The organism is Pseudomonas veronii, assembly GCF_002028325.1.
In the GTDB taxonomy this organism is placed as follows: Bacteria; Pseudomonadota; Gammaproteobacteria; order Pseudomonadales; family Pseudomonadaceae; genus Aquipseudomonas; species Aquipseudomonas veronii.
Genome location: NZ_CP018420.1, coordinates 3601163 through 3627250, shown reverse-complemented (window position 1 = coordinate 3627250; position 26088 = coordinate 3601163). Strand labels below are relative to the sequence as shown.

Genomic DNA, 26088 nt, shown 5'->3' with positions numbered 1-26088 from the left:
CGCTGTCCTAGGGTCTTTATCGGAGGTTTTATATGAAGTGGAGTGTGTTGGTTCTGGCCTTGGCGATTGGTGGGTGTGCTTCGGTTGCAGATATCAAGCAGACCCCCCCGACCTTGGCGGTCATTTCAGGGAAAAAACCGCAGGAATATGCCGCCTGTGTGGTACGCAAATTGTCGACTACCCGCCGGCCGCCGCAGATCGAGCCGCATAAAGACGGCGTGCAGGTGATTGTGCCGCAGAAATTCTCCGCTGACCCGTCGGCTATTTTCGAGATTGACGAGCGCTCCAGTGGCAGCAGCATCAAGCTCTACGAGAGCATGTCCAATGTGCCGATCCGCCCGGGCGATGTGAAGAAGGCCGGGGAGGACTGCATTTCCGGCTGAGGCCGAGCGTTTACACGGTCCGTTTGAATCCGATAAAAAAGCCTGACCTGCCATTGCGGTGTCAGGCTTTTTTTTGCGTGCGTTTTCGCAGTTGTCGTGACGGGAAGGTTCTCCTACCATTTGTAGGCTTATGACATAAACGCCTAAATATATAACTATAAAAAATGGAGCCGTGATGATGTCTCTGGAACGAGTACTGATAGGCAGTGCGCTGATGTTGCTGCTGGGCAATGCCCACGCGCTGGATGGGAAGAAGATATTCACCGAGGGCGGCTCGCAGCCGGGCGCCATGCCTTGCGTAGCCTGCCATGGCGCCGATGGCGCGGGGCTCGCCGCCGCGGGCTTCCCCAGGTTGGCGGGGTTGCCGGCCCTGTATGTGCGTAAACAGTTGGAAGACTTCAAGCGCGGCACGCGTGCCAACCCGGTGATGCAACCCTTGGCGAATGCCCTCACTGACGCTGAGATCGACGCTGTCAGCCAGGCGCTGGCGGCGATGCCAGCCGCCGTCCCTCAACCGATCCATCGCAGCGAGATGCCTATCGGTGCTGCGCAAAAGCTCGCCCAGCAGGGCGCGTGGGAACGGCAGATTCCGGCATGTGCAAGTTGCCATGGTCCTGCCGGTACGGGTGTCGGCGACACGTTCCCGCCTCTTGCCGGTCAGCCTGCCACCTACCTGGCAGCACAGTTGACGGCCTGGCAAAACGGCACCCGTCACAACGACCCGAATGATCTGATGGGCCACATCGCAAAATCCCTGACGCCGGATGAAGTACAGGGCGTGGCCCAGTATTTCGCCTCACTGAAACTGGAGGCCAAGCCATGAGCCCGTTTGTTTTAGTTCTAGGACTGTTGGGTCTGCCGTCCGCCCACGCCGCTACGATCGCCATGGAAGACCAGTCGCAGTTGCGCCCTTCTGCCGGCCATGCGGCTGTCAGCCAATTCCAGCCGCCCCAAGAGAGCGAGCTGCCTGACAATGCCTACGGCAAGCTGGTCAAGGAGGGCTACGCGTTGTTCGTGGATACCAAACGCCTGGCGCCGACATTCGTCGGTAACGGGCTCAACTGCAGCAATTGCCACCTGGATCAGGGCCGCCTGGCCAACTCGGCGCCGCTGTGGGGCGCCTACCCGATGTATCCGGCCTATCGAAAGAAGAACGACAAGGTCAACACCTTTGCCGAGCGGTTGCAGGGGTGTTTCCAATTCAGCATGAACGGCGGTACGCCGCCGACCGCTGATAGTCGCGAAATTACCGCGCTCTCGGTGTACGCCTACTGGCTGGCCAGCAAAGCACCGTTGGGCGTGGAGTTACCAGGCCGTGGGTATCCCGACGTGGCCCAACCGGCCAAGGGTTATGACCTGTCCGGGGGCGCGCAGGTTTACAAAGGGCAATGCGCCGTCTGCCATGGCCCCGAAGGGCAGGGCCAGAAGGTCGGTGACAGTTACGTGATGCCACCGTTGTGGGGGAAGGACTCCTACAATTGGGGCGCCGGCATGCACCGCATCAATACTGCGGCGTCCTTCATCAAGCACAACATGCCGCTGGGCAAGGGTGGCAGCCTGAGCGACCAGCAAGCCTGGGACGTAGCGGCCTACGTCAACAGCCACGAGCGACCGCAGGACCCGCGGCTGGTTGACGGTTCCGTGGAGAAAACCCGGGTCAAATTCCACGCCAACGATGGGGTCAATCTCTACGGCCAAACCGTAGAAGGCGTGTTGATTGGGCAGGGCATCCGTTAGACTCACGCCCAATCAACGCAAAAATGCCGCGCAAACCCTCGGTTTGTGCGGCATGTGTCTTTTTTGGGAAGTCTTTCATGAAGCGTGAACACGTCAGGGCTCGCCAGGCCGAAGGTCAGATATCGGCCACTCACATCATCCAGAACCCGGCTGACCTTGGGGAATGGATCGTATTCTTCAAGAAAAGCGGCGGTCGCAGTTTTTTCCTGGTGGACGATCAGGATGAAGTCGAATCTTTCTCGCGCCTGGATGAGCTGGTGGAGACCGTCCGTGGCCTGGGTATCAAGTTTGCCGATATCCAGCTGTAGACGTAACGCTTACTTGCAGACCACCACCACACTGCGGCTTTTGAAGTTGCCCACGTCCTGGCCCAGGGTCTTTTCACTTTCCTTGAGCGAAGGCGTGCCTTCGGTACCGACGATACGGTAGCCGGTGCCCGCACAAGAGGCGTCGGCCTTTTCGTAGCAACTGGCCCAGGAATTGGCTTCGCCCGAGCAGTCGATGGTCAGGCCTTGTTCGCCGTTTTTCAGGTAGACATCAGACGTGGTCGTGCAGCCGGCGAGCGCCAATACTGCAGTGAGTGCCAGAATCTTGTTCATGTGTGTTCATCATCGAGGGTGTTGGAGGGCGCGCTGACACTGTCGTGGGGCGTTTCGACGAGACTATAGCGAACTGCCATCTACGTATAGACATGTCTCGTCCTGAAAGTCAGGTGTAAGCCTATTCCAGGGTTATACAAAAGATACAAAAAAGCCCCGTTCACCGGGGCTTTTTTACGCAGCTTCCAAGGCTTACTTGCCCTTCGGTCGCTTGCTCGATGCGTGGCCCGCTTCATCCACAAACACTTCTGCAACCGCAGTTGCCTGGCTCTCGGTCGCGAATGCGCCAGCGACGCTGTCGCCGTGGAAGTTGATCAGGTGCCAACCGTCCGCTCGCTTAGTGATCAGGTAGCCGTTCACGCCTTTGGGTTCTGACATCTATTAACAATCTCGTAGTCTGGTTCAAGGGCGTAATGATAGCGCCAATTGTCGCGCCACCGCCCAAGTTATTCCAGGTCAATGTTTGCGGCGCCAAAGCGTGCTAAAAGGGTTGCAGCCCTTTTCAAGCCACAGGGCTACGCTGTTTTTGTCGGGGTATTGGTGAAGCTCTTTGTAGGATTAGCGGAACTTACGCCGACATTTTTTCTCTATGATGACATCGCAACGCCAGCAGGACCCATTGTAAGGTGACTGCGGCCTGATTAGACTGCGCCGAATTCCGTACGCACAGCCCTTTGTAAGGACCCATATGATCAAGAAATGCTTGTTCCCAGCAGCCGGTTACGGCACTCGCTTCTTGCCAGCGACCAAGGCCATGCCCAAAGAGATGCTGCCGGTGGTGAACAAGCCACTGATCCAGTACGGCGTCGAAGAGGCACTGGATGCCGGTTTGAATGAAATCTCTATCGTTACCGGCCGTGGTAAGCGCGCGCTGGAAGACCATTTCGACATCAGCTACGAGCTGGAAAACCAGATCAAAGGCACCGACAAGGAAAAATACCTGGTTGGTATCCGTAAGCTGCTCGACGAGTGCTCGTTCTCCTACACCCGTCAGACCCAGATGAAAGGCCTCGGCCACGCCATCCTGACCGGCCGTCCGCTGATCGGTGACGAACCGTTCGCCGTGGTACTGGCCGACGACCTGTGTGTGAACCTGGAAGGCGACGGCGTACTGACCCAGATGGTCAAGCTGTACCAGAAGTACCGTTGCACCATCGTCGCGGTTCAAGAGGTCGATCCTCAAGAAACCAACAAGTACGGCGTGATCGCCGGCGACGACATCGGCGATGGCCTGATCCGCGTGCGCGACATGGTCGAGAAACCAGCGCCTGAAGATGCTCCGTCGAACCTGGCGATCATCGGTCGTTACATCCTGACCCCGGATATCTTCAAGCTGATCGAAGAAACCGAGCCGGGCAAGGGTGGCGAGATCCAGATTACCGACGCCCTGTTGAAGCAGGCCAAAGACGGTTGCGTGATCGCGTACAAGTTCAAGGGTCGTCGTTTTGACTGCGGTGGCGCCGAAGGCTACATCGAAGCGACCAACTTCTGCTACGAGCACTTCTACAAGACTGGCAAGGCTTACTGATTCACGGTTGCCCGCCTGTTGTAAGAGAAAGCCACCTTCGGGTGGCTTTTTCGTTTTTCGCCCCCAACTAAGTCGGTATGCTGATTGCCTGCCGAGGAGAGTGAAATGGCCTACGATTTTGACCTGTATGTGATTGGCGCCGGTTCCGGCGGTGTTCGTGCTGCGCGCTTTGCCGCCGGTTTTGGCGCCAAGGTGGCCGTGGCGGAAAGCCGCTACCTGGGCGGCACGTGTGTGAACGTCGGCTGCGTGCCGAAGAAACTGCTGGTCTACGGCGCGCATTTTGCCGAAGACTTCGAGCAGGCCAGCGGTTTCGGCTGGTCCCTGGGGGAGGCGAACTTTGACTGGGCGACCCTGATCGCCAACAAGGACCGCGAGATCAACCGCCTCAACGGCATCTATCGCAACCTGCTGGTCAACAGCGGCGTGACCCTGCATGAAGGGCATGCGCGACTGGTCGATCCGCATCAGGTGGAAATCAATGGCGAGCGCTTCACGGCCAGGCACATCCTGATCGCGACCGGCGGCTGGCCGCAGATCCCGCAGATACCGGGGCATGAGCACGCGATCGGTTCCAATGAAGCGTTCTTCCTCAAAACGCTGCCCAAGCGCGTGCTGGTGGTTGGCGGTGGCTATATCGCCGTTGAGTTCGCCGGAATTTTCCATGGTTTGGGTGCGCAGACGTCTTTGCTGTATCGCGGCGACCTGTTCTTGCGCGGTTTTGACGGCGCGGTGCGCAAGCATCTGCAGGAAGAGTTGACCAAGCGTGGCCTGGATCTGCAGTTCAATGCCGATATCGAACGGATCGACAAGCAAGCTGACGGCAGCCTCAAGGCCACCCTCAAAGACGGGCGCGTGCTGGAAACAGACTGCGTGTTCTACGCCACCGGCCGTCGGCCGATGCTGGATAACCTGGGCCTGGAAAACACCGGGGTCAAACTGGATAAGCGCGGTTTTGTCGAAGTGGATGACCTGTACCAGACCGCCGAATCGTCGATCCTGGCGATTGGCGATGTGATCGGTCGCGTGCAGTTGACCCCAGTGGCCCTGGCCGAAGGCATGGCCGTGGCGCGTCGCTTGTTCAAGCCGGAGCAGTATCGCCCGGTGGACTACGCGATGATCCCGACAGCCGTGTTCAGCCTGCCGAACATCGGTACGGTCGGTCTGAGCGAGGAAGATGCGAAGGGCAAAGGCTATAAGGTGAAGGTTTTCGAAAGCCGTTTCCGGCCGATGAAGCTGACATTGACCGGCTGCCAGGAAAAAACCCTGATGAAACTGGTGGTCGACGCCGACACCGACAGGGTCCTGGGTTGCCATATGGTCGGCCCGGACGCCGGGGAAATCGTGCAGGGCTTGGCGATCGCGCTCAAGGCGGGCGCGACCAAGCAGCATTTTGATGAAACCATTGGCGTACACCCGACGGCGGCCGAAGAGTTCGTCACCATGCGAACGCCCGTGGCCGACTGATCAGGTGCTGGGCGTTGCCTCGGCGGTCGCTGCAACGGCGGCTGTCAGACGCAACGCCTCGATGCTGGCCTGAGCCTTGATCAGGTCCAGCTCCAGCGCCTTGTTGGCCTGCTGGAATTCGCTCAGCGCGGCTTGGCGTGACTGACTGTCTTGCACCGCGACCCGCAGGCGTTCCTGGAGCAGGGTGCGTTCGCTGTCGATCTGCTTCAACTGTTCGCTCAGGTTGAGTTGCTGCGCCTGGTCCTTGCGCACTTGCTCCTGCAGTGCCGCCAACTCCTTCACCGTCACCCGATGTTCGATCAGCAGGCGCTCGTTGTCGCGGTGCAACTGGGTGATCTCGTCCTGGCGCACCATGGCGCTCTGCTGGGCCTGGCGCAGTTCCGCTTGGACCTGTTGCACCTGGCCTTCGTGGCGTCGCTGCTCCTGTTCGCGCTGCTCTTTGATGGCGTTGCGGTAATGCTCCAGGGCATCCCGAGCGTGCAAGTGTTTGTCTTCCAGCGAGCGAATCTGTTCGTCCTTGTCGCTGATGCGCAGCTCGTAGTCACTGCACGCCTGGCTCAACCCGGCGTTACGGGTTTGTTCGGTCTGCAGGCTGGTGCTGGCGGTTTGCAGGGCTGCGCTTTCTTCGGCAAGGGCCGCGGCCTGGATATCGAATTGCTGTTGCAGTTGGTTGTGGGCTGCTTGCAGCGTTTCGAGCTGGGCGAGCAGGGCGGTTTTCTGTTGCTCGAATTGCGCCAGGGCCAGGTCGATGGGCTCTTGGGCTTTCTCTTTCAGGCGCTGGGCAAGCCGTGCCACCAATTCGCCGAGTTCATCGTCGATGGGCGCTTCGGTGATGGTCTGCCGCGTTTCGCTCTCGTCCAGTTCCTTCAAGTAGCGATGAATCGTGGTTTTCGAGCCGGTATTGCCCATTTCGATGCGTACCGCATCGATGCTGGGGTTTTCGCCGCGGGCGAGGATCGCCAGGCGTGCCGTTTGAACGACTGCTTTGTTTATGCCGCCACGAGCCATGGGGTCTCCGTCGATTTAGTACTGTGGTACATGGTATGTATTTACATATCATATCATGAATAAAAACGAGTTAAAAATCATGATCTAACAGATGGGATATTGGCGTATTATCCCGTGTCAGCGCGGTTTTCACCGTGAGTGCGCCCTATCAGTAGTACGAAAAGGCTTTCATGAGCGATCTGGATCGTTACCTAAACGCCGCTACCCGCGATAACACGCGCCGCAGCTATCGCGCAGCCATCGAGCACTTCGAGGTGAGTTGGGGCGGATTCCTGCCCGCCACCAGTGACAGCGTGGCGCGTTACCTCGTGGCCCATGCCGGGGTGTTGGCGGTGAATACCTTGAAGTTGCGCCTTTCGGCATTGGCGCAATGGCATACGAGCCAGGGTTTTCCCGACCCGACCAAGGCGCCGGTCGTGCGCCAGGTGCTCAAGGGAATTCGCGCCGTACACCCGGCGCGGGAGAAGCAGGCGCAGCCGTTGCAGCTCAAGCATCTGGAACAGGTGGTTGCGTGCCTGGAAGGGGAGGCGCGCGCAGCGAGCGAAGCCCAGGACCCCGCCCGGCTGTTGCGCGCCAAACGCGACAGTGCATTGATCCTGCTCGGCTTCTGGCGCGGCTTTCGCAGTGATGAGTTGTGCCGATTGAGCATCGAGCACGTCCAGGCCGTGCCCGGGGCCGGCATCAGCCTGTACCTGCCACGCAGCAAAAGCGACCGCGATAACCTCGGCAAGACCTACCAAACCCCGGCATTGCTGCGGCTGTGCCCGGTGCAGGCTTACAGTGAATGGCTCAGCGCTTCGGCGCTGGTCCGCGGCCCGGTGTTTCGCGGGATTGACCGCTGGGGCAACCTGGGCGAGGCGGGGTTGCACCCCAACAGCGTGATCCCGCTGTTGCGCCAGGCCTTGGAGCGTGCGGGCATTCCGGCCGAGCACTACACCAGCCACTCCCTGCGTCGGGGCTTTGCCACGTGGGCCCATCGCAGTGGTTGGGATTTGAAGTCGTTGATGAGTTACGTCGGCTGGAACGACATGAAATCCGCCATGCGCTATGTTGAAGCGACACCCTTTCTAGGCATGACCCTGGCAACTGCGCCGCTGATTTGAGGTTTCTTCTATTAATACTGTCGGCTGATAGAAAAAGCCAATCGCGAGCATCAGGTTTGCCAATGAGCCATCGGCCAAGAGAGTGGGTAGGATTCACTTCATCAACTTACCAACCCCTGACGGAGAGTCAACGATGCCTATCATCAACAGCCAAGTAAAACCGTTCAAAGCGACCGCCTACAAAAACGGCAACTTCGTAGACGTGTCTGACGCTGACCTGAAAGGCAAATGGTCCGTAGTGTTCTTCTACCCGGCCGACTTCACCTTCGTTTGCCCGACCGAGCTGGAAGACCTGGCTGACAACTACGCCGAATTCCAGAAGCTGGGCGTCGAAATCTACAGCGTTTCCACCGACACCCACTTTGCCCACGCTGCCTGGCACAACACCTCGCCAGCCATCGGCAAGATCCAGTACACCATGATCGGCGACCCAACCCTGACCATCTCCCGCAACTTCGACGTGCTGATCGAAGAAGCCGGCCTGGCAGACCGCGGTACTTTCGTGATCAACCCAGAAGGTCAGATCAAGATCGTTGAACTGAACGACGGCGGTGTTGGTCGTGACGCTTCCGAGCTGCTGCGCAAAATCAAAGCCGCTCAGTACGTCGCTGCCCACCCAGGCGAAGTGTGCCCAGCCAAGTGGAAAGAAGGCGAAGCCACCTTGGCTCCGTCCCTGGACCTGGTCGGCAAGATCTAAGTCTGTGACACATCAAGGGCGGGATTCCGCACCTAAGTAAGCTGCAACCGCCCTCAAAAACGCCCGGGCGAGATTCGCTCGGGCGTTTTTTTTACCAAATTCAAAGGAATCGCCCGTATGTTGGACGCCAATCTTAAAGCTCAGTTGAAGTCATACCTGGAACGGGTCACCCAGCCGATTGAGATCGTCGCCTCCCTCGATGACGGCGCGAAATCCCAGGAAATGCTTGCACTTTTGCAGGACGTAACCAGCCTCACCACGCTGATTACCCTGAAAACCGAGGGTGACGATGCACGCAAGCCCTCGTTTTCCATCAACCGCCCGGGTGCCGAGATCAGCCTGCGTTTTGCCGGCATCCCCATGGGGCATGAATTCACTTCGCTGGTGTTGGCCCTGCTGCAAGTCGGTGGCCACCCGTCGAAGGCCAGTGTCGAAGTGATTGAACAGATTCGCGCGCTCAAAGGCGAGTTCAGCTTCGAGACTTACTTCTCGCTGTCATGCCAGAACTGCCCGGACGTGGTCCAGGCGCTGAACCTGATGGCCGTGCTGAACCCGAACATCAAGCATGTGGCCATCGACGGCGCGCTGTTCCAGGCCGAAGTCGATGAGCGCCAAGTCATGGCCGTGCCAAGTGTCTACCTCAACGGTGTGAACTTCGGCCAGGGCCGCATGGGCCTGGAAGAAATCCTCGCCAAGCTCGACACCAGCGGTATCGAAAAAGCCGCCGAGAAGATCAGTGCCAAAGCGGCATTCGATGTGCTGGTGGTCGGCGGTGGCCCGGCCGGTTCGGCGGCGGCTATCTACGCTGCGCGCAAAGGTATCCGTACCGGTGTGGCGGCCGAGCGTTTTGGCGGCCAGGTGCTGGACACCATGTCCATCGAGAACTTTATCTCGGTACAGGAAACCGAAGGGCCGAAACTGGCCAGCGCGCTTGAAGCTCATGTGCGTCAGTACGACGTGGACATCATGAACCTGCAGCGTGCCAGCAGCCTGGTGCCGGCGAAAAATGCCGGTGACTTGCACGAAATCCGTTTTGAAAGCGGTGCGACGCTCAAGTCGAAGACGGTGATCCTGGCTACCGGCGCCCGCTGGCGTGAAATGGGCGTTCCGGGCGAGCAGGAATACAAGGCCAAGGGCGTGTGCTTCTGTCCGCACTGTGATGGCCCGCTGTTCAAGGGCAAGCGCGTAGCGGTGATTGGTGGCGGTAACTCCGGCGTCGAAGCGGCCATCGACCTGGCCGGCATCGTCAGCCACGTTACCTTGCTCGAGTTCGACAGCAAGCTGCGGGCTGATGCTGTGTTACAACGCAAGCTGTTCAGCCTGCCGAATGTCGACGTGATCACCAGCGCACTGACCAGTGAAGTTAAAGGCGATGGCCAGAAAGTCACCGGCCTGGTGTACAAGAATCGCGACAATGGTGAGTTCACGACCATCGGCCTGGAAGGCATCTTTGTGCAGATCGGTTTGTTGCCCAACACCGATTGGCTCAAAGGCACCGTCGAACTGTCGCCCCGGGGCGAGATCATTGTCGATGCGCGTGGCGAAACGTCACTGCCGGGTGTATTCGCTGCCGGTGACGTGACCACCGTGCCGTACAAGCAGATCGTGATTGCGGTGGGCGAGGGCGCCAAGGCTTCCCTGAGCGCGTTCGATCACCTGATCCGGACCTCGGCGCCGGCCTGAAGTCCGCGCCGTAAATAAAAAACCCCGTGTGTAAACATGGGGTTTTTTATTTCAGGATGGTTTCGGTAGCGTATTTTGCTGGGCTACGCCACTGCCCGATACACAAGGTCTGCACCTTCAGTGCGGGTTTTATTTCTGAGACATCACCTCAAACGCTGCCGGGTATCGGTCGCCCGAGATGTTTTCGGGCGAGAACGTCGCTTCGAGCCAGGTGCATTCCTCTTCGGTCAATTTCAGGCGGGTCGCAGCGACGTTCTGCTCCAGATGTTCGAGGCGTTTCGCGCCGGGGATCGGAATGATGTCGTTGCCCTGGGCCAGCACCCAAGCCAGGGCGACTTGCGCGGCGCTCACTCCTTTTGCGGCGGCGATTTCTTCGATCACGCTCACCAACTTGCGGTTTGCCTCGACGTGCCCAGGCTGGAAGCGCGGCAGATTGTGTCGGAAATCTCCCGCTTCCAGCGTGGCGGTAACGGGCGCCTTGCCGGTCAGGAAGCCGCGGCCGAGCGGGCTGAACGGCACGAAAGAAATGCCCAGCTCGCGGCAGGTGTCGAGAACGCCATTGGTTTCGACATCACGCGTCCACAGAGAATATTCGCTCTGTAACGCGGTGATCGGGTGGATGGCGTGGGCTCGGCGCAGCGTCTCGGCAGAGACTTCGGAAAGGCCGATCGCGCGAACCTTGCCCTCGGTGACCAGTTCGGCCATTGCTCCGACACTCTCTTCGATGGGCACCGCTGGGTCGACACGGTGCAGATAGTAGAGATCGATGACGTCGGTATCGAGGCGCTTGAGCGAAGCGTGCGCGACGGCCCGGGCATTTTCGGGACGGCCATCCGTTCCGGTGATTTCACCGAAATCGTTCCGATCCCGGTTGTAGATGAAGCCAAACTTCGTCGCGATGACCACGCGTTCCCGATACGGCTTGAGCGCCTTGCCCAGAAGAATCTCGTTGCGATACGGGCCATAAACCTCGGCAGTATCGAAGAAGGTTACGCCAAGTTCGACTGCACGATGCAGTGTCTGGATTGAACTGGCTTCATCTTGGACGCCATAGGCCTGGCTCAGTCCCATGCAGCCCGAACCGATGGCCGAGACGTCGATTTTGCCTAATTTGCGATGTTCCATAACGTGTTCCTCTGTGAAGTTAGCCGGAATACGAACAGGGTAGTGCGAGCGACTAGCACTGATAATCCGTGCAAGCGAGATTGTGTTGATCTAAAATTTAGAACAATGGACAGAACACAGCTTTCCCAACTCGTCGTTTTCGTCGCCGTCGCCAAGACAGGCAGCTTTCGCGCGGCGGCCGATCAACTCGGCATCGCGCCTTCTGCGGTCAGCCATGCGGTCTCCACGTTAGAGGGCGCCTTGGGGCTGCGCCTATTGGCAAGGACCACGCGCTCGACACGCCCGACAGAGGAGGGCGAACGCCTTCTGGCACGGGTCACAGGCCCCCTCGCCGAAATCGAAACCGGGTTCGCGGAAGTTACGGAGGATGCTGTTGCGCCTTCTGGTCCCTTACGGATCACGATGCCGCTCCTCGCTGTCCAGGAAGTCATCATGCGTCGACTGCCGGCATTCGTGGCGCTCTATCCTGCTATTGAGCTCGACATTCGCGTTTCGGATACGTTTGAGAACATAGTCGAGGAAGGGTGTGACGCCGGGATCAGGCTCGGGGAGAGCCTGGAGATCGACATGATCGCGGTACGTGCTGGTGGGGCACGGCGCGGCATGATCGTTGGGGCCCCGGCTTACTTCGCCGGGCATCCCAAACCTCTGCACCCCCGCGACCTGGCCGCACACAACTGCATTCGCCGCAGGTTCCAGAGTGGCCGTATCTACCGCTGGGAATTGGAGCGCGACGGGCATGCCGTCAGTGTCGGGGTGAACGGCAATCTGATCCTGCCACAGCAGGAACTGATGAGGCAGGCCGCCCTCGACGGCATTGGGCTGGCTTTTTTGTTTGAGGAAAGCGTTTTGGCCGATGTCCGCGCAGGCAGGCTGATTTCCGTCATGGAAGAATGGTGTCCACCCTTCGATGGCTTTTATATCTACTATCCTTCCCGGCGACTGATGCGTCCTGCGTTGCGGGCCTTCATAGAATTCTTTCGTTATGGAGAGTCTGCGTAACACGCCATTCGTGGCACGCTTGGGGATTGCGCGATGACGTCCGCCGGCCTGGGTCGTGTCATTGCGATTGCCGGGGCCTGGTTCTGACATGCCCACGCGTGCAACCGCTGCACACCCATATGGCCCCCAGCCCACCAAAGCGCCAGTGCTTCAGTGAGCGGAGGGCTGCGCCGTGTAGGTTTTCTTGGCGTCTCATGTCCTCACGCTAGGCGTGGCATCGGACATTTTGATGGCGTCGGATTTTTACAGCGGCGTGGGCTGAATGATCTCAACCCAGTAAGCGTCCGGGTCCTTGATGAACGCCAGGCTTTTCATGCGGCCATCGCTCAGGCGCTTCTGGAAGTCGCAGCCGAGGGCTTCGAAGCGCTCGCACGCGGCCACGATATCCGGCACCGAAATGCAGATATGGCCAAAGCCGCGTGGGTCGGTGTTGCCGTTATGGTAGGCGAAGTCGGCGTCGTTTTCGGTGCGGTGGTTGTGGGTCAGTTCCAGGACGCCTGGGATCGAGTTCATCCACTGGGTACGCTCGGTGGCGTCTGCGGGGATCAGGGCCTTGTCCACCAGTGCGAGGAAGTACAGGCTGAATTCGGCTTCCGGGAAGTCGCGCTTTTCGAGCAGCGAGAACCCCAGGACGCGGGTGTAGAAATCCAGGGATTTGGTGATGTCCTTGACCCGCAGCATGGTGTGGTTGAACACGAAGTTCGACGTGGCGGTGTCAGGCTGGGCGGTGACGCCCGGGAAAGTGTTCAGATCGTGCAGGCTCATGGGCCCTCCAGAAAAAAATGGGGCAAACGCGGCGTGAGATGAGCGGTGCGTTCCCTTGGCTTGCGGCAAGCATTCGTGCGGCTGGGCCATGATACGCAAGGCCCGCCCGCCGCGCCAAATGAAAAAGCCCACGCAGGCCTTGCGAGCCGCAGGGGCTGGGCCGCAAACTTCGGCGCTTGAACCTGGGATGTTTTTGTAATGAGCGAATGTCGTACAGCGTTGTTGAGCACGTTGTGTTTGTTATTGGGTAGCCCTTTGGCGCTGGCGGCCGAACCGGAAATTCACTGGCCCAGCGGCTGGCAAATCGAGGAAGTGGAGCCTGCCGGGGAGACGCCCGCCAACACTCAACCGGTGTCTCGGCAACGGGCAATCAAGAATGATGAAAATGGCGCGACAGTGATGGTCATGGAGTTGACGGGCACGCCGATCGAGGCCGGGCATGCCGTCAATCTTGAGGGCGTGTTACTGGAAATGCGCAAGTCCATCCAGAAAGACTTTGCCCAGGGCGGCTATCAAAGTGTGTGCAGCAAGATGCATCCTACAACATTGAGTCGTCTTGAGGCGCTGGAAACTACTTGTGTGATTACCGAGAACGGCCGCCACGTACTCTCGCAAACATTGGTGGGCGCTGTTGATACCGATAAAGCCTTTGTTTTTTCATACGCAGGCCAGGCGCAAGCATACGAAGCGAGCAAGGATGAAGTCCGTTCGGTGCGCGACAGCCTGAAACTTTGAAAAGGCCCCACGGTAAGCGTTTTTGAACAAAGTGAAATGTTATTTAAGTTCGCATTCGAACGTTTAAACAAAAAAAGCCCCGCTGTTGCGGGGCTCTTTGCAAGTGCGTTGTCGATCAGCCGCGAAGCCAGGAATCTACAGTGGCAGCGCCGTACTGTTCTTTCCAGGCTTTCAGGCCGCGGTGGTTGCCGCCTTTGGTCTCGATCAGTTCGCCGGTGTGCGGGTTCTGGTAAACCTTGACCACGCGTGCGCGACGCTGTTTTGGTGCGGTGGCGACCGCTGCGGCCTTGCCTGGGTTAGGGTCAAGGATGGAAATGATATCGCGCAGGCCCTTGCCATAGCTCTTCATCAACGCTTGCAGCTTTTCTTCGAATTCGATTTCTTTCTTCAGGCCAGCGTCGTTCTTCAGGGATTCCAGCTGGGCAAGCTGCTCTTGAAGGGCTTTTTCTGCTGCGCGAAATTCGGCGAGTCTGGACAAAATCTTTACTCCAATAGTGTATTTGGCTGATATCAACTGCAGATAACGCTATAAGCCAAGAGCTGTAAGGCGACTCAAGAAAGAAGCCTTCCTGCGAGTTCTGCACAGGTATGAAAAATTGTAGTAGTTAATCCGTCACGAGTAAATCATGTCTTTAGCTAATTAACACTCTTTCATCGGCGCGGTAGATGGCTATTCAATGGCTGATCAGGGATTTAATGAACTCATCGCAGGGCAGCGGGCGCCCGAACAGGTAACCCTGCAGGAAATCCACGCCTTGTGCCGCCAGGTATTCACATTGCTCGATTGTTTCCACGCCTTCGGCAACGATGCCCAAGTCGAGCTTGCCGGACAGCTCTATGATGCTGTCCAGAATATGCCGCGAGAGTGCATCTACACCGATCATGGCGACAAAGCTTTGATCGATCTTCAAGTAGTCGACATTGAAGTTGCGCAAGTAGGCCAGGCTGGAGTGACCGGTACCGAAGTCATCGATTGCAATCATCACGCCCAGTTCATGCAGTGCATCGAACAGGCGGCGGGTGATGTCCGTAGGGTTGATCAGCTCGCGCTCGGTCAGTTCCAGCACCAAGGTTACCTGGCCAGGCGGGAAGGCCGCGAGAAACTCGCGACAGTCCTGCACCAGGGCCAAGTCCTGGCAATGACGCGCGGTGATATTCACGCCGATATGGAAACCACGGGGAAAACGCTCGGCATGCGGCGCCAGTTGCGCTGCCGTCTGGCGCAGCAGCGCGCGCGTCATGGGTACGATCAGGCCGCAATCCTCGGCCAGCGGAATGAACAGGTCCGGCCGCACCAGGCCTTCCTTGGGGTGGTTCCAGCGCATCAAGACTTCGCAGCCGGCCCACTCGCGCGTATCGCCGCGTACCACCGGCTGGAAATAGGCGACGAACTCATTGGCACCCAGGGCCCGTTGCAGCTCGTGGGTCGGGGCCGACGAGCGTTTCTGCAGCCAGTGAGCCAGCACGCCCGCCAGTACACCGAAGAACACCACCAGGCTGAACAGCGCCGGGTAACGCTCCTGCATATAGCGCCAGGTTTCCCCGGCCGGCATGCCGGCGTCGACACTGTAGTGATAACGCGGCGACACCAGATGGTGATGGGCCACGGCAAATACCGGTAGCGCCGTGTCCTGCACCTTGCCGTCAGCGCCCAGCCAGTGCGGCCCGACCTGCAGGACCAGCTCTGCGTGGCGGCTGATCAGGCGTAGGGCGTTGGTCAGGTGGTAGCCGTCAATCGACGCAAAGGCGCCTTGATCGCCGTCGACCAGGCGGTATACCAGCAGCGCGGTATCCGGTGTGACCGGGTTGCCATCCATCAACCACAAGCGCCCATCGACATAATCGCCCGGGTTGACCAGCGATTCATAACCGCCGCCGAACAAGGAACTGCAATAGATGTTTTTCTGCCAGGACAAGGTGGTTGCCCGTACAAACGGCCGGCGCGTGACTTGCTCGCGCAGTGCCAGCTGCACGCCGCTGTCACAGGGCTGACCGGCCAGTGGCAGCAAGGCCTGGGCGGCGAGGGCGGTGTTGTCGAGCATCAGGTCGAACTGGCGCACCGCTTCCTGGGCCATCTGCGCGGTACTTTGTTGCAGCGTGCGTTCAGCCTGCCAGTGCAGGATGAGTATGCCCAGGCCGATTGGCAGCAGCGCGCTGAGTGCGCTGATCAGGTAGCGGGTGGCGCGTTTTTGCGGGCCGTTGACGGTCAGGGGCATGGGGCGAACGGTCTGTGGTGGGAGGCGGAACGCCGCAAGGCGCAGGATTAACTCGATGATAGATGGCCGGGCTCAATTAAGCTCGCCGCGGCAGAGAAATCCACGCTTTGTGCAACTTGAATAAAGGCCAGGGTCGCCGGCGTCGACTGGCGTTGATCCAGCACCGCCAGGCCAACTTCGCGGCTGACCGGCGGCGACAGCGGGCGCACGGTGTAGCGCGCATCCGGCGTTTCGGGCAGCGACGCCTGCGCCACCACGCTGACGCCGTCGCCGCGACTCACCGCCTCCAGGGTGCTGAGCAATTGCGAACAGCGATAACGCACATTCGGGGTCAACCGGGCGCTGTCGAACAGTCGCGAAACCAGTTCCAGCGAGCCGGCTTCGGTGAGGATGAACGGGTCAGTGCACAGCGCCTTCAGTGCCACGCAAGGGCGTTCGGCCAAGGGGTGGGCGGCGGGCAAAAGGGCGACCATCTGGTCTTTGAACAGCGCAAACGTATCGAATCGCTCGTGCTCCAGTACCACAAACCCGACGTCGATACGCCGCTCATCCAGCCATTGGATCACTTGGCGATCCGGGCCTTCGTCGACATGCACTTCAATGCCCGGATGCTGCAGCCGATAGCGCTTAAGAATGCGCGGCAGCAGGCGATTGGATGAGGTGGGGCCGAAAGAGCCGATGCGCAGCGTACCGCGTTTCATCCCGCGCGCGTCGCAGGCTTCCTGCTGCAAGGTGTCGGCCACGCCGAGCAACGTGCGGGCGCGCATCAGCAGTTGCCGGCCGATATCGCTGAGCTCGATTGGGGACTGATGGCGTCGAAACAACTCCACCCCCAGCTCTTGCTCCAGGGCTTTGATCGCATGGGACACGGCAGACTGACTGATCCCCAGGCGAAGGGCCGCACTGGTGAAACCTTGCAGTTCGGCGACCCGCGAGAATATTTCCAATTGCGTGAGAGTCATGAGTATTTACTCATTTTACGATGATTGATCATTAGCTGGAGGATACGCCAATCCTACAGGCCACAGAGCAACCCGCCGATGACATCTTCCTCCGACCGCTCGACTTATCTGAAGCTCACCGCTGTGACCATGATCTGGGGCGGGACCTTTGTGGCCGGCCGCTACCTGGCGACCGACCTTGACCCGCTGCTGGCCGCGACCCTGCGTTTTCTATCGGCGAGCGTTGCACTGTTGCTGTTCATGGCCTGCGCACGCGTGCGCCTGACTCGCCCTGACGCCAGGCAATGGGCGCGCCTGGCCGTGTTGGGTTTTTTCGGCATCTTTTTCTACAACCTGTGCTTCTTTTACGGCCTGCATTATATCAATGCATCGCGAGCCTCCTTGATCGTGGCCCTAAACCCCGCAGTGATCGGCGTGGCTTCATGGTGGCTGTTCAAGGAGCGCCTGGGCGCGGCCAAGTGGCTGGGGATTGCCTTGTGCCTGGTCGGCGCGGGCACGGTGATTGTCAGCCGCAATCCCCAACTGCTGCAGGCCGCAGCCAACGCGTGGGTCGGCGATGTGCTGATCTTCGGCTGCGTGGTGGGGTGGGGCGTGTACTCATTGTGTTCCCGTGAGCTCAACCAGAGCCTGGGCGCGTTGCAAACGGTCACGTGGTCGATTCTGCTGGGGACAGTAATGCTGACGGCCACCACCCTCATCAGTGGCAGGATCAGCCTGAATGCGCTGGCCGCCGTGCATTGGCCGCAACTGTTCAGCCTGTTGTACCTCGGGGTGCTGGGCTCGGCGCTGGCGTATATCGGCTGGTACGACGGCATCCGCCGAATCGGCGCGACCCGCGCCGGTGTGTTTATCGCGCTGAATCCGCTGACCGCCGTCATTTGCGGCGCGGTGTTGCTGGATGAGCGACTGACTCTGCCGATGCTGTTGGGCGGCGCGGTGATCCTGCTCGGTATCTACCTGTGCAACAAACCCCTTGCTCCGAGCAGGCCAATGGGGATTTGATAAGAGTGCGGACAAACACTGTTACGCTGTGTAGAATCGATTTACGCATACAAGAATATGGACTTGCGCTCACGCAAGCCTCAGCCGTCAGAGACTGATGTACCCATGAAGCTACTCGGCTCCCCCCTCATCTTCGGTGACTTCCTCGCCCGCAGCGTGCGAGGTCTCTCGTGTGCGCCTCCCTCCCACTTCATCCTTGCTGGCAATTGACATCCGTTCATCCCAAGAATGAAGAGGCGCCGAAAATGGCTGACCAATACGAAAACCCAATGGGCCTGATGGGCTTTGAGTTCATCGAATTCGCATCACCCACCCCAGGCACCCTGGAGCCGATCTTCCAGATCATGGGCTTCAGCAAAGTCGCGACCCACCGTTCCAAGAACGTTGACCTGTATCGCCAGGGTGAGATCAACCTGATTCTCAACAACGAACCCAACAGCATCGCCTCCTACTTCGCGGCCGAGCACGGCCCATCGGTGTGTGGCATGGCGTTCCGTGTGAAGGACTCGCAAAAGGCCTACAACCGCGCCTTGGAACTGGGCGCCCAGCCGATCCATATCGACACCGGGCCGATGGAGCTGAACCTGCCGGCGATCAAGGGCATCGGCGGCGCGCCGTTGTACCTGATCGACCGTTTCGGCGAAGGCAGTTCGATCTACGACATTGATTTCGTCTACCTCGAAGGCGTAGAGCGCAACCCGGTCGGTGCCGGCCTCAAGGTCATCGATCACCTGACCCACAACGTGTATCGCGGGCGCATGGCCTACTGGGCCAACTTCTACGAGAAACTGTTCAACTTCCGTGAAGCGCGCTATTTCGATATCAAGGGCGAGTACACCGGCCTGACCTCCAAGGCCATGAGCGCCCCGGACGGCATGATCCGCATCCCGCTCAACGAAGAGTCGTCCAAGGGCGCCGGGCAGATCGAAGAGTTCCTGATGCAGTTCAACGGCGAAGGCATCCAGCACGTGGCGTTCCTCACCGACGACCTGGTCAAGACCTGGGACGCATTGAAGAAGATCGGCATGCGCTTCATGACCGCGCCGCCGGATACCTACTATGAAATGCTCGAAGGTCGCCTGCCGAACCATGGCGAGCCGGTGGACCAACTGCAAGCGCGCGGCATCCTGCTCGACGGTTCGTCCATTGAAGGTGACAAACGCCTGCTGTTGCAGATTTTCTCGGAAACCCTGATGGGCCCGGTGTTCTTCGAATTCATCCAGCGCAAGGGCGATGATGGCTTCGGCGAGGGCAATTTCAAGGCGCTGTTCGAGTCCATCGAGCGTGACCAGGTGCGCCGCGGTGTACTGAACACCGACTGATCACCTTCTTGTCACAACAAGCCCGGTCGAGGTCGCCTCTGCCGGGTTTTTTTGTACGCCAGGTGTGAGGAACCGTATTTCGAGCCGCGTCCACAAAGATGGCAGGGCCGCAGGAAACCTCCTGTGCCTTGATGCAGGGATGCCGAACTTCAGTAGTCACGTCGGGATACACTTTATGATCAATACATCCTATGCAAGCCAACATCCGCTTACCCCTTACGCGCAAAACGAGCCCGCAGTGTCCACTCGCCGCATCCGCTCGACCAGCGACTCGGACCCAGTCGACCAGGCGTTTCAAAACTACATGGACCGCATACAGTCAGAGTTCCGCGACGGTTCGCTGAGTGCCGGCGGGCGAGCGCTGGCGACTGCCGTCGTAAGGCCTGGCAAACCGGGAGCACCCGGTGTGCAGGTGTCGACCTTTGGCGTCGATGGCGTACAAGCCAAAGACATCGTCATGGCCAAGCGCACGCCGGCGACCGCCGAAGGGCCGAACTTTCTGATGTATTTGCCGGAGCAAGAAGGTCAGTCGTTTCACGCATTCAACACCCGTGAAGAAATGACGGCCTCGCTCAAGGCGGCGCTCAGAGATCCAAAGAAGGTGGACCAGCTTGCCGCACACTTCTCCAGTGACGCGGCGCCAAAGCAAGTGGAGCGGGTCAAGCAGGTGCTGGGGAAATTTGCCGCTGGCGATCCCAATGCGGTGGTCGGCAGTTATGGGTATGAGAAGGGGGACATCTTTACGCGTCTGGACAAAGACGCCAGCACCCCGCCGGTGCCGGTCAACGGCCTGACCGACACGCGCCTCCACAACCTATCGCCGGACGGCACAGCCACCTACGTCGGGACGCGCGCGGATGGCAATAAGGTGCTTTATTATTATGACGGTTACGGCAACCTGCATGGCGGTAGCAAGGATGGTCCCTACTTAGTGCGTAACGGGCTGAACAATAACGACCCGCTCGTATTGATGACGCCCAAGGAATACAAAGCGGATCTCGGTAATCTTCTCCTGAGCAATGCGGGCGCCAATGATCTGAATGGGCTCTACGACGAATTCCTCAAGCAGCTCAGAAACCCAGGCCATGGCCTGGGGACGGCGCTGGAGGCGTTGGGCGTTCCTGAAGACGTGGCTTATTCTATCGAAAAAATCGCCAAGAACCCGGTCACAGGCACGTTGCTCGAGCTGAACCAGGGCAATCGACTGGGCAATCTGTTTGGCGTCAAGAAAGAAGTGATGGATGCCTCCCTGGAAGAGGTAGGCAATCAAGTGCAGAGCGACATCCCGATTTACGGCTCAAGGCGCGAGCAACTGAACGCCGTGGCCGACCTGTTGGAAAAGCAATTTGGCACGCCTGTTCAGCCAACAGTCCAGGTGCAAACCCGCTGAATGGCGGCGCAGCCCTGAGCAGGAGGGCATGGATGCCCCCCACGCTCTCGCGCTTATGCCCTGCGTTGGCGCACCAGGTGCTTGAAGCCTTCGTACACCAGCACCATCACCGCCAGCCAGATCGGGATGTAGGTCAGCCATTCGCCCGTCTTGATACCTTCACCCAGCAGCAACGCCACCCCCAGCAGCAGGACCGGCTCCACATAACTGAGCAACCCGAACAGGCTGAATGCGAGCAAGCGGCTGGCAATGATATAGCTCACCAGCGCCGAGGCACTGATGACGCCCAGCATCGGGATCAACGCGTACAGTTTCGGATGGGCCGCCATCACCGCAAAGCCCTGTTCGCCGCTTTGCACAAACCACCAGGCCACCGGCAGCATCAGCGCCATGTCCAGCCACAGCCCGCCCAAATGGTCGGTGGTCAGGTATTTGCGCACCACGAAATAGACCGGGTAGCCGATGATCACCACCAGCGTGGCCCAGGAAAAACCACCGGCCTGATACAGTTCGTTAAGCACCCCAAGGGCTGCAAAAAACACCGCGATCTGTTGCAGCCGCGACAAGCGTTCGCCGTACACCAGGCGTCCGGTCAGCACCATGGTCAGCGGCAGCAGGAAATAGCCCACCGACACATCCAGGCTGCGCCCATTCAGCGGCGCCCACATGAACAGCCACAATTGCACGCCGAGCAGCGCCGAGGACACCACGATGCCGCCAATCAGTCGCGGCCTGGCCGCCAGCATCCGCAGCACGTCCCATACCCGTCGCCATTCGCCGCTGATGAGCATGAACACCGTCATGCACGGCACGGTGAGTAACATGCGCCAGCCGAAAATCTCCAGGCCACTCAAGGGCGTCAGCAGCGACGTGAAGTAATACATCACGGCAAACAACACCGAAGCCAAGACCGATAACACAACACCTTTAGACACGCTGTCCTCGCGAAAACCGTTGGATACAAAAGAGGGGGGATTTCAGCAGGGGAATATAGTGCTTTTGGCGTCAGAGGGTGGCTCTGTTTTGGGGCGTTTCATCCAGGTTTTGCTCACTGCCCTCGGCAGAAGGGCAGTGAACTGCGATTTTCCGGGGGTTACGTGCGTGCCATGCGGCCCGACACAAAATGACCGACATCATTGAAGCCCGGGGTGGACGAGTGCCCCGGCGTCACCAGCGAGTCGATAAAGGCCTCGTCCTCAACCGTGAGCTTCACATCCAGTGCGCCGGTGTACGCATCCCACTGTGCTTCGGTGCGCGGGCCGACAATCGCAGAGCTGACGGCCGCGTTGTTCAGTACCCAGGCGATTGCGAATTCGACAATCCCCACGCCACGTTCTTTGGCGTATTGCTGGATTTGCTGGGCAATGCGCAGCGACTCGACCCGCCATTCGGTTTCCAGAATGCGCTTGTCCTGCCGCGCGGCGCGGCTGCCGGCCTCGGGCGTGGCATCGGGTGCGTATTTTCCGCTGAGTACGCCACGGGCCAGTGGGCTGTAAGGCACCACGCCCAAGCCATAGGCGGCTGCGGCGGTGATCTGTTCGATCTCGGCCTGGCGATTGACGATGTTGTACAGCGGCTGGCTGATCACCGGCTTGTCCACGCCCAGGCGCTCGGCCACGCGAATCACTTCGGCAATGCGCCAGCCGCGGTAGTTGGACAGGCCCCAGTAACGGATCTTGCCCTGGCGAATCAGGTCGCCGATCGCCGATACGCTGACCTCCAGCGGGGTGTTGTGGTCTTCGCGGTGCAGGTAGTAGATATCCAGGTAGTCGGTGTCGAGGCGGGTCAGGCTGGCTTCCAGTGCATTGAAAATACGCTTGCGGCTCAAGCCGCTGCGGTTGGGCAAACCGTCCGGTGGGCCAAAGCCGACCTTGGACGCCACCACCCAATCCTGACGCTGGCGGGCGATGGCTTCACCGACCAGCTCTTCCGAACGTCCGCCTGTATAAACGTCGGCGGTGTCGATGAAGTTGATGCCCTGGTCCCAGGCCTTGTCGATGATGCGCAACGAGTCTTCGGTGTTGGTCTGTTCGCCAAACATCATGGTGCCCAGGGTCAAGGCGCTGACCTTCAACCCGGATTGGCCCAACGTGCGATAAATCATGCAAAGCTCCTCAAATCAGGAAAACGTGTGCCATGCAATACCAGACTCGCAGGCTCTGGGACAAGCCCTGGGCGTGTTTCTTCATACGCTCAGCAGCGTCCGGCAACGTGTCTGGAGGAAGCGATGCAACACTTTCACCCGTTCCGACACTTGCAGGCGATGGGGGCACATCAGATTGAAGGGCGTGGGTTCGCCCTGCCAGTCGGTCAACAGCGGCACCAGGCGTCCGGCCTGGATGTCGCTGGCGATATCCAGGTTGGCTTTATAGGCGATGCCGTGCCCGGCCAATGCCCAGCGCCGCACGATTTCGCCGTCATCGCTCAAATAGTCGCCCGTCACCTCGACTTCCTGCAGCTCGGCGCCTTGGCGGAAGTACCAGGTGTTGTTGGCCCGCCCCTGGCGCATGTAGCGCAGCGTGTTGTGTTGCGCCAGTTCTGCCGGCGTGCTCGGTGCGCCATGGCGCGCGAGGTAGGCGGGGCTGGCGCAGGCGATGCGGCGGTGGTCCGGCACCACCGGCAACGCCACCAGGCTGGAGTCACGGGGTACACCGAAGCGCAGCGCGATGTCGACGGTTTCGCGGAACAGGTCGGCGTTACTGTCATTCAGCAACAGTTGAACGCGGATGTTCGGGTGCTCCAGCTTGAACTCATCCAGCCAGCCCAGCAGCACGTTGCGCCCGAAATCCGAAGGCGCGGCCAATTGCAGCCAACCGCTGAGGCTTTGGCCTTGTTGCTTGATCGCCTGTTCACCCTCGGACAGGGCTTCCAGGGCCACGCGCACGCTGTCCAGATAGCGTCGGCCTTCCTCGGTCAGGCGCATGCTGCGGGTGGAGCGCGCCAGCAGCCGTATGCCCAGGCGGGTTTCCAGGCGCTTGAGCGCAATACTCGCGGCGGCCGGCGTGAGACTGAGGCTGCGCGCGGCCGCCGACAGGCTGCCGGTGTCGGCGCTGCGCACGAAGACTTCCAGGTCGAGAATCGAGCTCATTTGTAAAAATCCTTTAAATATCTTGTCGTTTTACCGGGATTTTTCGCTGATTGCCAAGCTGGGAAGATGAACGCTCATTTTTTGACCCAGGATCTTTCCCCATGACCCATTCCCTCAGCGGTAAAACTGTCATCGTTATCGGCGGCAGCAGCGGCATTGGCGCGGCAGTGGCCAAGGCGGCAGCCGCGCGTGGCGCACAGGTGGTGCTGGCCGGACGGCGTGTGTCCTCAGGCGTCGATAACGGCGTGCGCAGCGAACCGGTGGACGTCACCGACAGCGCCTCCCTGCAACGCCTGTTCGAAGCCGTGGGGCACTTTGATCATCTGGTCTATACCGCCGGCCCGTCGGTGCGCGCCAAGAACCTGATCGACACCGACCTGGACGAAGCCCAGGATAATTTCAACGTTAAACTCTGGGGTTCGTTGCGCGCGATTCAACGGGCGCTGCCGTTCCTCGACGAGCACGGCAGCATCAGCCTGACCTCCGGTCAACTGGGGCGCAAATTGGCGCCCGGTCAGTTCATCAAGACCGGTATCAATGCCGCCACCGAAGCGCTGGGCAAGCAATTGGCCAAGGAGCTGGCACCGCGTCGGGTGAATGTGATCAGCCCTGGCGTGATCGACACGCCGGCGTATGCCGGGTTGGACGACACGCAGCGCCTGGCGATGTTTGCCAAGGTGGAGGGCGCATTGCCAGTAGGTCGCGTCGGGGAGGCCGACGAAGTGGCGGCGGGGTTTGTGCTGGCCATGGAAAATGGCTTTATGACCGGCGCCGTGATCGATATCGACGGCGGCGGCCAGTTGTAAATCCCCAACCCAGAGTAGGAGCAAGCCTGCTCCAACTGTCAGACTTTGAGGGTGCGGGTCATACGCAGTGCCAACACACTGCCGCCGACGATCACCGCCGCCAGCAGGTACAGCGCGATATCCGTGGACCCGGTGGCATCCTTCACAAAGCCGACGATGTACGGGCTGAGGAAGCCGGCCATCTGGCCCATCGAGTTGATCAACGCCAGGCCACCTGCCGCCGCGCCCGCACTGAGCATGGCGGTGGGCACCGGCCAGAACATCGGCAGGCCGGTGAGGGCGCCCATGGTGGCGATGGTCAGGCCGAGAATGGCGATGGCCGGGGTGGTGGCGAAATTCACCGCGATCACCAGGCCCAGCGCGCCCATCAACATCGGCACCACCAAATGCCAGCGCCGCTCCTTGCGCAAGTCGGCGGAGCGGCCCACCAGCAACATGAACACCGCGGCCAGCAGGTAGGGGATCGCGCTGAGCCAGCCGATCACCAGGTTATCGCTGAACCCCAGGTTCTTGATGATCGACGGCAACCAGAAGTTGATCGCGTAGACGCCGCTCTGAATGCAGAAATAGATCAAGCCGAACGCCCAGATCGCCGGGTTCTTGAACACTTCGGCGAGGGAGTCGGTGGTGGTTTTCGGCTTGTTCGCCAGGTCTGTCGCGTGGTCGGCTTCCAGCATTGCGCGCTCATGCGGTTGGAGCCATTTGGCGTTGGCAAAACTGTCGCTGAGCAGGAAATAGGCGAGGGCGCCCAGGATTACGGTCGGGATACCTTGCAACAGGAACATCCACTGCCAGCCGGCGAGCCCGCCTTGGCCGGCGCCGAAGTGGTTGAGTATCCAGCCGGAAAACGGGCTGCCCAACAGGCCGGACACCGGAATCGCCGACATGAACAACGCCATGATCCGCCCACGGCGGAACGTCGGGAACCACTGCGAGAGATACAGCACCACACCGGGGAAGAAGCCGGCTTCGGCGGCACCGGTCAACAGGCGCAACGTATAGAAATGCGTCGGCGTGGTGACGAACAGCAGGCAGGTAGACAGCGTGCCCCAGACGATCATCATCAAGGCAATCCAGCGCCGCGGACCGAACTTGGTCAGCGCCAGGTTGCTCGGCACGCCACACAGCACGTAGCCGATAAAGAAGATCCCGGCGCCCAGGCCGTACACGGTTTCGCTGAACTTCAACGCATCGAGCATCTGCAACTTGGCAAAGCCAACGTTCACCCGGTCAAGGTAGTTGAACAGGTAGCAGATAAAAATGAAGGGGATCAGGCGCAGGGTAATGCGCTTGTAGATGGCGTTTTTATCGTCATCGGTGGCCAGTGGTGCAACGGCGCTCTGTGACATGGGAGTCTCTCTTTATTATGATTTTTTGCGATGCGAGGGTAACGTTGATCGCCCCATGAGTCTCGGCCACCTGGCGGGGTGCTGTCTTTGTGCTCGCGCACAGTGAAGCATCCTTTGCGCTGTG

27 protein-coding genes are annotated in these 26088 nt (G+C 59.7%); 15 read left to right on the top strand and 12 right to left on the bottom strand.

Annotated elements, in window-relative coordinates; translation table 11 throughout:
* Positions 1–32: 32 nt before the first annotated feature.
* From PverR02_RS16400 to PverR02_RS16385, 4 genes are all read left to right on the top strand, one after another.
* The gene (locus tag PverR02_RS16400) at positions 33–383 is read left to right on the top strand and encodes a hypothetical protein (RefSeq protein ID WP_046383541.1); all 351 of its coding nucleotides are present in this window, start codon (positions 33–35) and stop codon (positions 381–383) included.
* A 175-nt stretch (positions 384–558) separates the two neighbouring features.
* On the top strand, positions 559–1206 hold the full coding sequence (locus PverR02_RS16395; RefSeq protein ID WP_079443892.1) for a c-type cytochrome: 648 nt from the start codon (positions 559–561) through the stop codon (positions 1204–1206).
* A complete protein-coding gene (locus tag PverR02_RS16390) occupies positions 1203–2120 on the top strand; it encodes a c-type cytochrome (protein ID WP_079443891.1) in 918 nt (305 codons plus the stop codon). The genes PverR02_RS16395 and PverR02_RS16390 overlap by 4 nt, the downstream gene beginning before the upstream one ends.
* Before the next feature lie 77 nt (positions 2121–2197).
* A complete protein-coding gene (locus tag PverR02_RS16385) occupies positions 2198–2428 on the top strand; it encodes a hypothetical protein (protein WP_046383538.1) in 231 nt (76 codons plus the stop codon).
* Positions 2429–2437: 9 nt separating this feature from the next.
* Here the strand turns inward: PverR02_RS16385 and PverR02_RS16380 are convergent, their stop codons facing one another.
* Together PverR02_RS16380 and PverR02_RS16375 are read right to left on the bottom strand one after the other, a co-directional pair.
* Positions 2438–2719: a hypothetical protein gene (locus PverR02_RS16380; protein ID WP_017846307.1), complete on the bottom strand. Its 282-nt coding sequence runs from the start codon at positions 2717–2719 to the stop codon at positions 2438–2440.
* A 192-nt stretch (positions 2720–2911) separates the two neighbouring features.
* The gene (locus PverR02_RS16375) at positions 2912–3097 is read right to left on the bottom strand and encodes a hypothetical protein (protein WP_017846306.1); all 186 of its coding nucleotides are present in this window, start codon (positions 3095–3097) and stop codon (positions 2912–2914) included.
* A 310-nt stretch (positions 3098–3407) separates the two neighbouring features.
* On the opposite strand from PverR02_RS16375, the gene galU reads away from it, so the two are divergent.
* Positions 3408–4247 carry a UTP--glucose-1-phosphate uridylyltransferase GalU gene (galU, locus tag PverR02_RS16370; protein WP_003212579.1) on the top strand — a complete coding sequence of 280 codons (840 nt, stop codon included), beginning with the start codon at positions 3408–3410 and terminating at the stop codon, positions 4245–4247.
* 105 nt (positions 4248–4352) lie between these two features.
* The gene (gorA, locus tag PverR02_RS16365) at positions 4353–5711 is read left to right on the top strand and encodes a glutathione-disulfide reductase (RefSeq protein WP_046489458.1); all 1359 of its coding nucleotides are present in this window, start codon (positions 4353–4355) and stop codon (positions 5709–5711) included.
* Here gorA and PverR02_RS16360 read toward each other — a convergent pair whose 3' ends face one another.
* Entirely contained in the window at positions 5712–6719 is a 1008-nt protein-coding gene (locus PverR02_RS16360; RefSeq protein ID WP_046383536.1) for a DNA-binding protein, read from the bottom strand.
* Positions 6720–6889: 170 nt separating this feature from the next.
* Here PverR02_RS16360 and PverR02_RS16355 point away from each other — a divergent pair, with 170 nt between their 5' ends.
* The 3 genes from PverR02_RS16355 to ahpF all read left to right on the top strand — a co-directional run bounded on the left by PverR02_RS16355 (position 6890) and on the right by ahpF (position 10202).
* Positions 6890–7822 carry a site-specific integrase gene (locus tag PverR02_RS16355; RefSeq protein ID WP_046383535.1) on the top strand — a complete coding sequence of 311 codons (933 nt, stop codon included), beginning with the start codon at positions 6890–6892 and terminating at the stop codon, positions 7820–7822.
* 133 nt (positions 7823–7955) lie between these two features.
* The gene (ahpC, locus tag PverR02_RS16350; RefSeq protein ID WP_010210361.1) at positions 7956–8519 is read left to right on the top strand and encodes an alkyl hydroperoxide reductase subunit C; all 564 of its coding nucleotides are present in this window, start codon (positions 7956–7958) and stop codon (positions 8517–8519) included.
* Positions 8520–8636: 117 nt separating this feature from the next.
* Positions 8637–10202, top strand: coding sequence for an alkyl hydroperoxide reductase subunit F (ahpF, locus tag PverR02_RS16345; protein ID WP_079443890.1), 1566 nt, complete (start codon positions 8637–8639; stop codon positions 10200–10202).
* 129 nt (positions 10203–10331) lie between these two features.
* On the opposite strand, the gene PverR02_RS16340 is transcribed toward ahpF, so the two are convergent.
* Positions 10332–11327 (bottom strand): aldo/keto reductase, encoded by a 996-nt coding sequence (locus PverR02_RS16340; RefSeq protein ID WP_079443889.1) that lies wholly within the window; start codon positions 11325–11327, stop codon positions 10332–10334.
* 105 nt (positions 11328–11432) lie between these two features.
* Between PverR02_RS16340 and PverR02_RS16335 the strand changes: the two genes are divergently transcribed.
* Positions 11433–12329: a LysR family transcriptional regulator gene (locus PverR02_RS16335; protein ID WP_046383531.1), complete on the top strand. Its 897-nt coding sequence runs from the start codon at positions 11433–11435 to the stop codon at positions 12327–12329.
* A gap of 243 nt (positions 12330–12572) precedes the next feature.
* Here the strand turns inward: PverR02_RS16335 and gloA are convergent, their stop codons facing one another.
* Positions 12573–13094, bottom strand: coding sequence for a lactoylglutathione lyase (gene gloA, locus PverR02_RS16330; RefSeq protein ID WP_079443888.1), 522 nt, complete (start codon positions 13092–13094; stop codon positions 12573–12575).
* Between the two features lie 198 nt (positions 13095–13292).
* Here gloA and PverR02_RS16325 point away from each other — a divergent pair, with 198 nt between their 5' ends.
* Positions 13293–13829, top strand: coding sequence for a DUF4946 domain-containing protein (locus tag PverR02_RS16325; RefSeq protein ID WP_079443887.1), 537 nt, complete (start codon positions 13293–13295; stop codon positions 13827–13829).
* 115 nt (positions 13830–13944) lie between these two features.
* Here PverR02_RS16325 and PverR02_RS16320 read toward each other — a convergent pair whose 3' ends face one another.
* The 3 genes from PverR02_RS16320 to PverR02_RS16310 all read right to left on the bottom strand — a co-directional run bounded on the left by PverR02_RS16320 (position 13945) and on the right by PverR02_RS16310 (position 17007).
* Entirely contained in the window at positions 13945–14307 is a 363-nt protein-coding gene (locus PverR02_RS16320) for a histone-like nucleoid-structuring protein, MvaT/MvaU family (RefSeq protein ID WP_017846297.1), read from the bottom strand.
* Between the two features lie 196 nt (positions 14308–14503).
* Positions 14504–16045 carry an EAL domain-containing protein gene (locus PverR02_RS16315; protein WP_079443886.1) on the bottom strand — a complete coding sequence of 514 codons (1542 nt, stop codon included), beginning with the start codon at positions 16043–16045 and terminating at the stop codon, positions 14504–14506.
* A gap of 47 nt (positions 16046–16092) precedes the next feature.
* A complete protein-coding gene (locus PverR02_RS16310; protein ID WP_046383527.1) occupies positions 16093–17007 on the bottom strand; it encodes a LysR family transcriptional regulator in 915 nt (304 codons plus the stop codon).
* 78 nt (positions 17008–17085) lie between these two features.
* Between PverR02_RS16310 and PverR02_RS16305 the strand changes: the two genes are divergently transcribed.
* The 3 genes from PverR02_RS16305 (at position 17086) to PverR02_RS16295 (ending at position 20721) form a co-directional block, all read left to right on the top strand.
* Positions 17086–18009, top strand: a complete 924-nt coding sequence (locus PverR02_RS16305) for a DMT family transporter (protein ID WP_079443885.1) — start codon at positions 17086–17088, stop codon at positions 18007–18009.
* Positions 18010–18254: 245 nt separating this feature from the next.
* Positions 18255–19331 (top strand): 4-hydroxyphenylpyruvate dioxygenase, encoded by a 1077-nt coding sequence (hppD, locus tag PverR02_RS16300; RefSeq protein ID WP_017846293.1) that lies wholly within the window; start codon positions 18255–18257, stop codon positions 19329–19331.
* Positions 19332–19506: 175 nt separating this feature from the next.
* Positions 19507–20721 (top strand): dermonecrotic toxin domain-containing protein, encoded by a 1215-nt coding sequence (locus tag PverR02_RS16295; protein WP_227778658.1) that lies wholly within the window; start codon positions 19507–19509, stop codon positions 20719–20721.
* A gap of 53 nt (positions 20722–20774) precedes the next feature.
* Here the strand turns inward: PverR02_RS16295 and rarD are convergent, their stop codons facing one another.
* From rarD to PverR02_RS16280, 3 genes are all read right to left on the bottom strand, one after another.
* A complete protein-coding gene (gene rarD / locus PverR02_RS16290) occupies positions 20775–21656 on the bottom strand; it encodes an EamA family transporter RarD (RefSeq protein WP_057004165.1) in 882 nt (293 codons plus the stop codon).
* A 158-nt stretch (positions 21657–21814) separates the two neighbouring features.
* The gene (locus PverR02_RS16285; protein ID WP_079443883.1) at positions 21815–22825 is read right to left on the bottom strand and encodes an aldo/keto reductase; all 1011 of its coding nucleotides are present in this window, start codon (positions 22823–22825) and stop codon (positions 21815–21817) included.
* 81 nt (positions 22826–22906) lie between these two features.
* Positions 22907–23809 (bottom strand): LysR family transcriptional regulator, encoded by a 903-nt coding sequence (locus PverR02_RS16280; RefSeq protein WP_046383522.1) that lies wholly within the window; start codon positions 23807–23809, stop codon positions 22907–22909.
* A gap of 101 nt (positions 23810–23910) precedes the next feature.
* Between PverR02_RS16280 and PverR02_RS16275 the strand changes: the two genes are divergently transcribed.
* Positions 23911–24615, top strand: coding sequence for an SDR family oxidoreductase (locus PverR02_RS16275; protein ID WP_079443882.1), 705 nt, complete (start codon positions 23911–23913; stop codon positions 24613–24615).
* 38 nt (positions 24616–24653) lie between these two features.
* On the opposite strand, the gene PverR02_RS16270 is transcribed toward PverR02_RS16275, so the two are convergent.
* Positions 24654–25964 (bottom strand): MFS transporter, encoded by a 1311-nt coding sequence (locus tag PverR02_RS16270; RefSeq protein WP_017846287.1) that lies wholly within the window; start codon positions 25962–25964, stop codon positions 24654–24656.
* Positions 25965–26088: the final 124 nt, after the last annotated feature.